General features: G+C 46.7%; 11 protein-coding genes, 1 tRNA gene and 2 pseudogenes. 5 read left to right on the forward strand and 9 right to left on the reverse strand.

What is annotated here, in order from left to right:
* The coding region (locus tag RIM23_RS12860) for a hypothetical protein (RefSeq protein ID WP_446367632.1) at positions 1-216 on the forward strand (216 nt) is incomplete at its 5' end.
* On the forward strand, positions 174-1,352 hold the full coding sequence (locus RIM23_RS12865; protein ID WP_446367634.1) for a CPBP family glutamic-type intramembrane protease: 1,179 nt from the start codon (positions 174-176) through the stop codon (positions 1,350-1,352). The genes RIM23_RS12860 and RIM23_RS12865, both read left to right, overlap by 43 nt.
* A gap of 248 nt (positions 1,353-1,600) precedes the next feature.
* Here RIM23_RS12865 and RIM23_RS12870 read toward each other — a convergent pair whose 3' ends face one another.
* Together RIM23_RS12870 and RIM23_RS12875 are read right to left on the reverse strand one after the other, a co-directional pair.
* Entirely contained in the window at positions 1,601-3,685 is a 2,085-nt protein-coding gene (locus RIM23_RS12870) for a thioredoxin domain-containing protein (protein WP_446367636.1), read from the reverse strand.
* Positions 3,686-3,761: 76 nt separating this feature from the next.
* A pseudogene (locus RIM23_RS12875) lies at positions 3,762-3,897 on the reverse strand (transposase family protein); the annotation flags it as partial.
* Between RIM23_RS12875 and RIM23_RS12880 the strand changes: the two are divergent.
* Positions 3,896-4,048: pseudogene (locus tag RIM23_RS12880) on the forward strand (GNAT family N-acetyltransferase); the annotation flags it as partial. The pseudogenes RIM23_RS12875 and RIM23_RS12880 sit on opposite strands and share 2 nt — an antisense overlap.
* Here RIM23_RS12880 and RIM23_RS12885 read toward each other — a convergent pair.
* From RIM23_RS12885 to RIM23_RS12915, 7 genes are all read right to left on the reverse strand, one after another.
* Positions 3,993-4,988 (reverse strand): sensor histidine kinase, encoded by a 996-nt coding sequence (locus tag RIM23_RS12885; protein WP_446367638.1) that lies wholly within the window; start codon positions 4,986-4,988, stop codon positions 3,993-3,995. The pseudogene RIM23_RS12880 and the gene RIM23_RS12885 overlap by 56 nt on opposite strands.
* 182 nt (positions 4,989-5,170) lie before the next feature.
* Positions 5,171-5,422: a zinc ribbon domain-containing protein gene (locus tag RIM23_RS12890; RefSeq protein WP_446367650.1), complete on the reverse strand. Its 252-nt coding sequence runs from the start codon at positions 5,420-5,422 to the stop codon at positions 5,171-5,173.
* A 34-nt stretch (positions 5,423-5,456) separates the two neighbouring features.
* Positions 5,457-6,074: an L-threonylcarbamoyladenylate synthase gene (locus tag RIM23_RS12895; protein WP_446367640.1), complete on the reverse strand. Its 618-nt coding sequence runs from the start codon at positions 6,072-6,074 to the stop codon at positions 5,457-5,459.
* Positions 6,075-6,198: 124 nt separating this feature from the next.
* Complete coding sequence (gene prmC / locus RIM23_RS12900) at positions 6,199-7,128, reverse strand: peptide chain release factor N(5)-glutamine methyltransferase (protein WP_446367642.1); 930 nt, start codon at positions 7,126-7,128, stop codon at positions 6,199-6,201.
* Positions 7,129-7,165: 37 nt separating this feature from the next.
* The gene (locus RIM23_RS12905; RefSeq protein WP_446367644.1) at positions 7,166-7,900 is read right to left on the reverse strand and encodes a Tic22 family protein; all 735 of its coding nucleotides are present in this window, start codon (positions 7,898-7,900) and stop codon (positions 7,166-7,168) included.
* A gap of 577 nt (positions 7,901-8,477) precedes the next feature.
* Positions 8,478-8,551: transfer RNA gene (locus RIM23_RS12910), tRNA-Pro, on the reverse strand.
* A gap of 59 nt (positions 8,552-8,610) precedes the next feature.
* Complete coding sequence (locus tag RIM23_RS12915) at positions 8,611-9,147, reverse strand: GNAT family N-acetyltransferase (RefSeq protein WP_446367646.1); 537 nt, start codon at positions 9,145-9,147, stop codon at positions 8,611-8,613.
* A gap of 733 nt (positions 9,148-9,880) precedes the next feature.
* Here RIM23_RS12915 and RIM23_RS12920 point away from each other — a divergent pair.
* Both RIM23_RS12920 and RIM23_RS12925 read left to right on the forward strand, forming a co-directional pair.
* Positions 9,881-10,606 (forward strand): hypothetical protein, encoded by a 726-nt coding sequence (locus RIM23_RS12920; RefSeq protein ID WP_446335109.1) that lies wholly within the window; start codon positions 9,881-9,883, stop codon positions 10,604-10,606.
* 93 nt (positions 10,607-10,699) lie between these two features.
* Complete coding sequence (locus tag RIM23_RS12925; protein ID WP_446367648.1) at positions 10,700-11,662, forward strand: alpha/beta fold hydrolase; 963 nt, start codon at positions 10,700-10,702, stop codon at positions 11,660-11,662.
* Positions 11,663-11,896: the final 234 nt, after the last annotated feature.

Raw genomic sequence — 11,896 nt, forward strand, 5'->3', positions numbered from 1 at the left:
CTGGAGTTATCTAAATTAGGCTCAATACTTGGTAGTTTTCTACGGGTGTTTGGTTTAAGTATTGCCGCAAGGATAGATAATTGTAAGGTGTGTCGCGGAACTAAGAATCCCCGCACTTATAGGGCGGGGAGTGTCAAGGTATTATTGCCGCAAACGCGATGTGGGCAAATTATATGGGGGATTTACAACGGGGATGGTTGGGGAAACGCCCTGTAGTTGATGTTTTAATCAAACTGGAAGCCGTCACTCAAGACTATAACTTTGATGGCGTGATTCTCTCACCCTTGCAGGCGCTGCAGCAACAGTTAAACGTGATGATGTCCCGCTATCGCACAGGGGATGGAACCGGAAGTGCGATTGTCACCCCGGCTACGTCTTGCGTGCAGGATTCTAACCAAGCCTTGTATATTGCCATTGAGCAGATCAAGGAACAGGTGGCGACGACGCCTCAGATACAGGCTTGGCTACAGCACCATCCCAATCATCCCCAAACCCAGCGATTTCAGGAGTTAGTGACGTTAGGGGAAGAACTAGAACAGAATTTAACACCCTTGGGGGTAGTGCGTTCTGACTGGAAGCACAACGCCGAAACATTGGCGGGTGTGGGCGATCGCTTTATGCAGGATAATCAGTTATTAGCCGGGATTTTGAGTTGGCGGACGATTATGCCCCGTCGAGGACAGGATATCATTGCTGATTTGTTGCTTGACAAAAATGCGAAACTGTGGGTGTTGCAAAGTTTTCAAGTCCCTGGGGGAGATGGGTCAATTTTCCCGATTGCGCCAACGGTATTATTAGGAAATATTCCAGTTTTGTCAACGCTGTTAACTCGCTTAGTGGCGGGATTAACTACATTACCGAGTGGGTGGGGGTGGCTAATTTGTGCTGTAATTGCCTTAGGGTATGCCGCGATCGCGATTCCCTTCGGTTTGATGACGGGTTTTTTACAATTCCGTTGGGATTTCAATGGGGTTCAGTTCTTTTTAACCTTGGTTTTCCCCGCATTTAGTGAAGAGTTAGTCTTTCGGGGGCTGCTGCTTCCCAGTTTCCTGGAAAATGCATCGGCGGGGGCGTGGTTGTTTTGGTTGAGCCTGAGTACAATTTTGTTTATCCTGTATCATCCCTTGAACGCTCGTTATTTTTACCCTTCTGGTTATCCAATGTTCCGGGATTGGAGATTTTTAGTCTTAGCGGGATTGTTAGGAATTGCCTGCGCGGTTAGCTATGGTGTCACGCGATCGCTTTGGTCTGCTGTTATTTTACACTGGCTAGCCGTGAATATTTGGCTATTTGTCTTTGGGGGGAAAGGCAAACTTCAAGTTATATCAAGTCTGGATAAACAGTTACGATAAAATCAACGCACCGATATTTACTGGACTAAACCTATATCGCAAGTGATCAATCGGACATGATATAACAAATGACTATTACACCAAGCATTTGCACTCAGTCGGGGCGGGCGCGAGTTACATCTGGGTGAGGTAAAAAATGATAGTAGTGAAACCCGCCCCTACACAATCACGCACCATGTCCGACTAGCGAAGCGAAGGAGCAAAACTTACCTCCCTTCATTACGCCACATACCATGGAAAATAAGGTACTATCCCCTCGTTTGACTTTTCTGGACTTGCGCCAATAATTGTTCCTGGGTATGAGCCGTGGGTTTACAACTGAGTCCCTGACAAACTAACCCAATCGCATCCTCCGGAAGACTGGTTTCTAATCGATACATACTTGCCGGAAAATACTGAATCATTAGGGATAAAATCTGATCTGCGCTGGTGCGAATTAGGGTAGAATTGCGGAACCAATCGAGAGCCGTAAACAGACTGGGACAGGATTGGGGCGACTTATTCATCACACTCCCAAACGCATTGAGGGCAAGTTCTGCGCGATCGAGATAGGATAAATTTTCAGTGAGTAACGTCAGACGCACCAAATTCGCGATCGCGACTCCATTCGCCGCAGGTGTGGCATTATCGGTATAACTGCGTTCCCGCACCAATAAATCCCCACTACTATCACTAGCCGCGTTATAGTAGCCTGCGAGTTCTACACTCCACAGATATTCGTCAAATTCTTCTTGTACCTTGATCGCCTCCTCCAACCAGATATCAGGGATTGGTGATTGGGAAGACTCCTTTGCTGTGGCTAATCCTAGTGAAGCTTGATGCAAATCCAATAAGGCTTTAATAAATAGAGCATAATCTTCCGACTGTGCCAATACAGACGCTTGACCTTCGTAATTCAGCCGATGGAAACGCTGATCAACCCATTGATTCTCTAAAATAAATTTAGCTGCCGTTGTTGCTAATTCCAGGTATTCTGGTTTACGAAATACACCATGGGCTTGGGCTAAACCAGAAATCATCAGGCTATTCCATGCCACAATCATTTTCGTATCCGTAACTGGGGGAATACGACCTGACCAATTCCTAGTTTTTGCCTCCTGATTATTCTGGGCTGGGGGGAAGGTTTCTATCGTATTGGGTGGGGAACCATAACGGGCAGTAAACAGTTTAGCTAATGCCGTTTCTAAGGTATTATTTAACTGATCTGAGTAACGGCGCTGCAAAACATTGTGTCCTTCAAAATTGCCCTCAGACGTCACCGTAAATTGTTCTTGCAGTTCTGCCAATTCTTCAGCGGTGAGGAGTTGCTGCAATTGAGCATAACTCCAGACATAAAATGCCCCTTCTTCCGGTTCGGCGGCGCTAGGTTCAGTAAAGCTATCAGCATCTTGAGCGGCGTAAAAATAACCTGAAGATGAGGTCATTTCCCTTGTCAGCCATTGCACTGTCCCCGATATTGCCCGTTCAAACGCGGCTTCCTTAATCCCCGCACTCCACAGATTTGCCAGATACTCGACAATCTGCCCATTATCGTAGAGCATTTTTTCAAAGTGGGGCACCGTCCAAGTGGCGTCTACGGTGTAGCGATGAAAGCCGCCGGCGACGTGATCATAGATTCCCCCTTTGGCTAAGTCTAACCCACGCGATCGCGAAGCTTGGTAAGCATCAACGTCTGTCGTCTTGTCGAAGCGAATTCCCCGTAATGATAAATCCGCATAAGGAATCATGGGAAAACTTGGTCCATAACTCCCACTAGCCACAATTTGGATAGTCTTGTCCATCCCTTGGTGGAGTAACTCAGCCGTGAGTTGTCCTGAAGCGGGGAGGATAACCGACTGTTGTAGATGACCAATAATTTCTGCTTTAAAGTTTTGCAGCTTGGTTTTTTCGACATCATAGAAGCGGCGAATCGCTTGTAATACCTGTAAAAAGCCCGGACGCCCATAGCGTGGTTCGACAGGGAAATAAGTACCACCGTAAAAGGGAACTCGATCATCTGGTGTCAGAAAGATATTTAGGGGCCAACCCCCTTGACCGGTCATCATCTGCAACGCCTGCATATAAATGCTATCAATATCCGGGCGTTCTTCGCGGTCTACCTTAATCGGTAAGAAATTAGCATTCATGTACTGCGCGATCGCTGGATCAGAAAAGGCTTCCCCTTCCATCACCGTACACCAGTGGCAGCTTGAGTAACCAATCGACAGGAAAATCGGCTTATTTTCTGCCTTGGCGGTGAATAAAGCTTCATCACTCCAGGGCCACCAATCGATAGGATTTTCCGCATGCTTACGCAGATAAAGGCTTTGGCATTGGGCAAGGCGATTGGTCATGACAACTCAACTGTGGTTACTCTAGATGCTCTCTGGTTCAGTTTATCGCGGTTTGCGGTTTTGTTCGTAGTTCGTAGTTCAAAATTTAATTCCTCACTAAAGGGTTTTTGACAGTGAGTACACTTAAATTGTCGGCGGTTAATTTTTAAAAATATTTCGGTTTCTCCCCAAGGTAAATCCTTAATTAAATGCATAAGATTTTGATGAAGACGAGTTTATTTAATGACCACTCATCAACAACGCTTCTACGAACGCATTGGTTTTGAATGTAACACCACAACCACAATGGTGCTATACAATCAACCGCTCATGACTGCTCTGCCAACACCCGTTCGATCATCTCCGGAGTTGCTAGAGGCATAGAACATTGTAACCGGATACAAGTGTCTGTGGCTGAATCGTCCGTTGGTTCCTTACCAGGAATGGGTAGCAGTTCCAAACGTCCCTGCATCACGTTCACCAAGCTTTGCACCATCAACCAAGTCATTCCAGGTGACGTTGTTGATGAGGTTGTGTCACTCTCACTTGTTTGAGTCTCCGATTCAGATTCACAAGAGAGTAAATCAATGGCTTCACTCAAAATCGCGTGGGGACAGTCCACATCAACACAGATATTAACCATCTGGGAGTGGTCAGAATTTGCCACACAAACCTGAATACTCCCTTCTTCCATTTGGGCAATGATGCTGTCCACCATTCCCATTAATACCTGACGAAAACGCCGGGGATCAGCTAATATTTCTATGTCTGGGTCAGGGGAAATCACTTTCAGCCGCAGATTCCGATTCCCAGCTTGCATGTGGGTGAGGACTTCGAGTTCTTCAAAGCATTGGCTCAATTGCAGGGGGCGAGTCTCTGGACGATTAGTACCGTGTTCCGTTTTTGCCACGGCAATCACCTCATCTAAAAGTTTTACCATCTTCTGCGCCGAGATATGGGCTTGAGCCACGAATTCCTTAACTTCTTCCGGTGAGTCACATAAATCGGACAAAATGAGCTGATGCATCCCCATTAAACTACTCAGGGGAGATCGCAGTTCGTGGGATGTCCGCGCTAAGAACCCAGCTTTATACTGGCTTATTTCATGCGCCATTTGGTAAGCCAATTGGGTTTGCTGGAGTTCCTGCTTCAGGGGTTCAAGTTCATCCTCCTTCACGGGTTCCGCCTTGGCAGGCTGGGATTCCTCCGGTTTTGACATTGGCGATTTTGATACCGTTGAACCGTCTGGCTGTTTGCTGGAACGAGTAGCGCGGCTGACAACGAGTCCCATGACAATACCCACTACCAGATAGATCAGCTCCATGTTGCCCATATTTTTTCCAACTCTTCAACGTAATCTTGGCAGGAGTCCCCATCCACAATCTTTAATTTGGGTGGGGTGTGGACTAACGAATTTTACTTTTGATTCTTGCCATACCCGCCTACAGCTCAAGCATAGCCCGTTTTCCTCATCGTCATCATCCGTTACGTAAAACTGACACAAATCTACCAATATCCGGTAAATCTGCTGTTTACTTCCTGTTTCACCCTGGCGGTGTCGGCACTCAGCCAGTCCACAGGCTCTCCCCCACCTAACTGGCGGAACCATTCCAAAATAATGGAGGCGTTGAAATCGCGAGCAATTTCTAACCCGCAATTGTCACACCGGAAAACTCGCTCAGATAGGGGCATTGAGTCTTTGACGGTGTGGCATTGCGAACAGGTTTTTGTTGAGGTCTGAGGTATTTTTCCGAAAATATCTAGAAATTACCTGTGAATCAGGCTCTAATCATCATCCCTTAGACACTGAACAGTTGAATGAGACAGCACCTTGGCGCAAAATTTGCCAACTGTCTCCTGTCCATTTCACCACCGTAGAAGGTACGCCTTGGGTATTGGAGTGAGGCTCTTCTAATTCTGTGGATTCCGTGGGATGAAGGGTCAGCACCTCCGGAAACTCTGCCTCAATTTCTGACATTGTATGTAAGGGAGGTTTCCCGGAAATGTTGGCGCTTGTCGTGGCTAAAGGAGCCGTCTGCGACAAAATCGCGATCGCCACTCTAGAGTTGGGAACCCGTAAGCCAATCGTGGTCGGATCTGTGGGGTTCATCGCCGCCGGAACTTTATCCGAAGCGGGCAGGACTAATGTTAGCGCTCCGGGCCAATATTTCTGCGCCACTTGCTGCCAAATCTCTAATTCGGCGTCTGTCCCCTTGACATAAGACCAAAGTGATGCAGGAAATGCTCCCATTAAAATTAAGGGTTTGTTATTGCTTCGCTGCTTGAGCGTAAATATCAATTCTGCATAATCCGGTCGTACAGCCAGAGCGGGTATCGTGTCGGTGGGAAAGCTTGCGATCTGGCCAGAATTAGCGCCAGCCACTAGGGCAGACATGAACACATGAGTCATGTTGAGGTTAGATAATACTCTGATAGCTTCAGGGAAATATTTAATATTTTGCTAGAAATTAAGGCAAAAGTCAAAATTTGTCATTTGTCATTTGTCATTCGTCTGACTTATAACTTATGACTTATTATTGCCGATACGCCAAAGCAAAACGGTCAATTCCAGCTAAATCTGGAATTATCTGAATCTGACCATAACTGCCCTGTTGATGCAATAACTGGGCAACCGTATTACTTTGTCCTGCCATCATTTCTATCATCCAAACGCCCCCAGGACGCAGGTAATCGGGAGAAGTATTAATCAGGTGTCGAATGCAGTCTAGACCATCAATTCCCCCGTCAAGTGCCGCCAACGGTTCGTGATCTCGTACTTCTGGCTGTAACTGTTGTAGTTCATCTGTGGGAATATAGGGAGGATTGGATACTATACCACTCAATTGACCTTTGAGTGCTGCCAAGGGGGAAAACCACGACCCTTGATAAAATTGAATTCTTGACTCAAATCCTAACTGTTGAGCATTCAGTTGGGCAATAGCGAGGGCATCGGGACTGTAATCAACGGCGTGAATCGTCGCACTCCGAAACGCCTCAGCTAATCCTAACGCGATCGCGCCGCTGCCTGTGCCTAAATCTGCCCACTGTCCCGAGTCAAGTTGGGGTTTGGGACTCTTCCCCGTCGCGCTTACCGCCAAATCGATTAAATATTCCGTTTCCGGTCGAGGAATTAAAACAGCAGGGGACACATTCAGCGAAAAACGCCGCCAAGGAGTGATCCCCACTAAATACTGTACAGGCAAGCGGTCATCAAGACGCCGCTGCCAGAGTTGAGCTAGGACTGACAGCGGATAGCGTAATTCGATGTGCGATCGCGTCTTAAAAGACTCTAGGCGCAGCGACAGGGGGTCAAGTCCTGCTACCTCTTGAAGTAACCAATCTACTTCAGCGACAGGGATACCCGCCTCTACAGCAGACATCTGGGCATCTTGTCGCCACAGCCAGAGATCTTGACCGGATACCACAGTAAATGTCCTAGAGGATGGCTCTGGCATTGTAGCCATGGTTAGTTGACCTGGCTCCCTTTAGACCAGTTTAGAGCTATTGAGAAGAAGATTGACGCAAAAATTGTAGAGATTCTTGCGACGGAATAAGGAGGATTTGCTCAAGTTGAGGATTATCCTGAGTTTGTAACGTACTAATAATACCCTCTAGCGGTACAACCTGAATCTCAACACTAGAAGCCAGGTTAGGCTGTTGTTCCTTAAAACGGTTAACCAAGTTCTGCAACTGCTCTTTGTCAAAGAAAAAAGGAATAACTTGCTGACCTTCCTGTTGAATCGTTAGATATCCTTGATCGCGACCTCCTCTTGCCACAAACAGGGGGACACCCTGAAATTCTTGCCCTTGACCCAGAAGTTGCTGAGCTGACTGTACTTGCTGCTGCACTGGAATATAGGCAAAATCTAGACCATTGGGTTGATTTTGACTCTGTTGATCTAGTTGGTAGACTTCTGCTAACGATACAGGTACGACCCGGACTTGGTTTCCCAATTCAGGCTTTTCCCGCTTTAATCGTTCGACAAAGGCTTGTGCATCCCTCTGGCTAATAAAGACGCCTGCAACCGCCGCATTTTGATTGCTCTGAGTCGGAATAGAGGCGACTAAGGGTGAACCTTCTCCATCAGTAACCGTAAAGACAGGGACAGTTTGTAACTTTTCCATCACCTGCTGTTCGGTCAAAGCCAGCGCCCGCAGACTTCCACCAAACAAGGAGCCTAGGAGGGTCGTCCCCACTAAACCTAATGTTGCACTCCAGCGAACTAATGATTTCATAAAACAATTGCCTCTTGAGTTCTGTGTATAGCTACCTCATTAAAACTAGGATACCGCTCTCACTTGATAATGACATCTCTCTCGTTAGTTGAATAAATCGGTTAAAAATGTAAGGTAGAGTCTATCCATGCTAATCTAGGCTGTTTTCCTGGCACTATCGACAGTTACGATAGTTACAATTGACATCCAGCTTTCATGAGTGACGAGAGTTGAGTCAGGTAAACCTAGGTTTTCCCAGTTTTGTCTGAGTTAAGAAAACTGACTGGTTTCAATCCCATGGAGTTCCACTTGTTCAGGTTTTAGGTTAATGTTATCAGTCAAGCCAACCGAAAGGGCGGGTCTGAACTCATCGTCCCAAAAGTATCAATATGGGTAAAACAAAAAATTTTAAAAGCTCATCCCACGATTAAAAGACGTGGCATTTCACTCAGTTCTTCAACCCCAAACCAGCTAAATCGTTCACGGCGAGAGGTTTATGCACCATGAACCATTAACCATGATCTCTGAACAGGGGGCGTTTCTTTCTACCCTGACTGAAGTCCATAGACTTCCACGCCACCCTGTTGATGTTAAAAAATCGGGATGACAGGATTTGAACCTGCGACATCCTGCTCCCAAAGCAGGCGCGCTACCAAGCTGCGCTACATCCCGATGCCTATCTTGATAGTATACCCTAGCGTCCAATTTGCCTAGTCTCCACCGCACAAAAATCAGTCTGGATACCAGAACATCCCTTTGATGCCTTCGGGATCGGACATAAATCCCATTTGCCGATAAAAATTGACCACCTGGGGATCAGCAAAGAGAGTGATATTACTGATATCTTCACTGCGAAGTTTCTTGATGGTGTACTTCATTAACGCCTTACCCAGTCCCTTACCTTGGAATTCGGGGTGAACCACCACATCCCAAATTGTGGCATTAAAGGCATGGTCGGACGTAGCCCGGGCAAAGCCAATCAGACGCCTAGTGTTTCCTCGCTGCTGCCACATAGACACCACCAGGAAACTGTGTTGAATCGCTTTGCGAACTTTCCGCATGGGTCGTCGTGACCAACCCACGGCGTCGCAAAGCTCCTCTAACTCATACAGATCCAGTTCTCGCTCCGTACTAAAAAGGATACGCCCATTATCAGTGCGATCGCCAGAGCCTGGAGACTCGCTCAGATTTGAAACGGCATCACCTTCCAATTTTGTCGATGTAGAAGCAGTGTCAGCACTGCCAAAAAAGCTCTTCCAAAAACCCATGCCGGTGTGGCTATAGCATTTTATACTGGTATTCGTTACATAAGACTTATTCTCAGCTACTTACAACTAGACATATCTAGCTGGGTAACTTGATGGTTATTCAAAAGTTTTACCTTTTGAACTTTAAGGACTTACGGGTACCATAGAATCCCGCCACACGACAAAAACTGCTCAACCAGTATGCTTTGTCGTTTTGTCTATTCCATCTACAAGAAGCTACATGGGTTGAGTCGTAACAACAACTTGTAGAGGTTTTGACCAATGGAATAGCCACGCCATAGAACAAGTGAAAGCGTTCCACTTGTTCAACTTTATCACATAAAGTGTCGGAGAAGTTAGTTGTCATGCATAAGTTTTTTCCTGACTTTTGGTATGACAACTTTCAACTGACATGCTTATCGTACCACAATTGGATTGAGATGCTCCTATCACCGTTATGACATTCTGACCCCTGGCGCTTAGGGTCACAGTACCCCAAAGCTTCTAACTAGAGCTGATCCTAACCCCCAGTTCCCAGCATGTTTGGCTAGTGCCGTCCTTCAACGATGCCACTTTATTTCTACGGCTCAGTGGCAAATTGTGACTCAGGGCAAGACCTTCTTTAGCTAGACTGAGGCTATTGTGCCGAATTTGTGAGAGATTAACCAGATACGGCAGGTTTTTGCCTTGAGGCTGAGCTTGCTGGTCTATCCCAAAAGCTTTTTACCAAAGCGAACGCCTTTTCCCCCTACTTATGGCTGCGGGTCTGAAATCATCAACACTAGAACTGCTAAAGCGCTTCAACCGGGCGTTTCCGGAATTTTATGAGCAGTTTGTCAGTAGTGAGATCCAATTGCAAAATCTTCGGCTAGCTTATAAACTCTACAAAACTCGGCGCGTCGTCATTGAGATCAAACCCGAAGGCTCGAAAAGCGCCCTACATTTTGCCTACCGCAACCAGTCTTTTCTCCTCAGTGATATTTTTGGGGTTTTAGCTGCCTATGGATTGACAATTCACAGCCTGAGTCTTCATGGTCAAATCAGTCCCCCCATGCTGGTGTTCATCAAGCTAGTGGTATCCCGTGGTAGCAAAGCCCTGACCCCCAAAACAGCCGATAACGTCTGCCGTGCCATTCGGGAGGCGCTGGCAGGACGTTTTGAAGTTGAAGAAATGCTAGCAGTGGAATTTAATCTGGATGCTGGCTTAGAACAAGTAGAAACTGAGTTCTATGTAGACCCAGTATTTCATCTACCCGCCCTGTTAATTGAAGCCGATAACCAGCCGGGATTGTTTTATAAGGTAATGTATGCTGTTTGGCAAGAAGACTTACTCGTCGTCAACGCTAACTTACTTGTCTGGCGTGGACGTACCCGCCTCATTCTCTACTTGCTCGGTCCCAATGAAAACTTGATTCCCGAATATTTGGGTCAAAAAATTGCCGAAAGTGTCCGACAGCGATTATTAGGGCGTCGGTTTTGAGTTTTGAGTGGGATAAACTCTTTCCCCTACATCCTACACCCTACACCCCTACACCCTTGACCACCTGTGCCAATTCTCGGATAGGATGGATGTATGGCAACGATTGAGATTCTTGGGGCTACCCACGCCTACGAATTAACGCCTCCCAAGGCATCCTCATCCCCAGTTTTGGTTTTTATCCACGGCTGGCTGTTAAGTCGTAACTATTGGCAACCACTGATTGACCGATTAGATGCTGATTATCAATGTTTAGTCTATGATTTGCGGGGATTTGGTGATTCTCAATCCCCAACTGATAAAAAACCACAAACCGAATCGGCTTTTGGGGCTACTACCTCTGGCAGGGCGGGTGAGAACGATAATGCCACATTAACATCGGCAGACGTTAGCACCACTGATTTATCGACCAGTAACTATACCCTTGCTGCTTATGCCAGGGATTTGGGTATTCTATTGGAAAAGCTGGCAATCGATAACGCTTGGCTTATTGGTCACTCTCTGGGTGGCAGTATCGCCTTGTGGGGAGCCTCAGTGGCATCAGCACGGGTCAAAGGGGTGATTTGTCTGAATGCGGGGGGCGGCATTTATTTAAAAGAAGAGTTTGAACGATTTCGGAATGTGGGTAAGCAGTTGGTCAAACGCCGCCCTCAGTGGTTGTGTTATCTGCCCTTGATTGATGTACTGTTTACACGGGCACAGGTGGCGCGTCCTCTGGCACGGCGTTGGGGACGGCAACGGGTCATTGATTTCGTTGTGGCTCACCCAGAAGCAGCACTTAGGAGTCTGTTGGATTCGACAACCGAGGCTGAGGTTCACCGTTTGCCTCAAGTGGTATCACAGCTTCATCAGCCTGTTTATTTTTTGGCGGGTGCGAATGATACCATAATGGCACCAAAATATGTGCGTCATCTGGCTAGCTTCCATAAGCTTTTTCAAAATGGGGGTGCCAATGTGATTGAAATTTCTAATTGTGGTCATCTGGCAATGGTGGAACAACCCGATATTGTGGATGCTCAAATTCGGAGAATTTTGGCTGAGTCTTTGAGTTTCTCGTAATCAAAGCTCGTTCTGCCAACAGAATATCTCTACCACTTGCCCTACTGCAGATGATTGTCTTTCTGTCAATGCGTAAGTCCTGACGTACCCACTGTGACCGAAAATTGGGGATACAAGCCCCGTCCTTATCGGGCGGCTTTTTATTTGATAAATCGTCCTGTTATTTTGTCAAACAGTTGTATAATGGTGTTAGGAGGTGATGCAATTGTTTAATTTAACCTACGAGTTCAAACT

It is taken from the genome of Coleofasciculus sp. G3-WIS-01 (assembly GCF_040223135.1).
In the GTDB taxonomy this organism is placed as follows: Bacteria; Cyanobacteriota; Cyanobacteriia; order Cyanobacteriales; family Coleofasciculaceae; genus Coleofasciculus.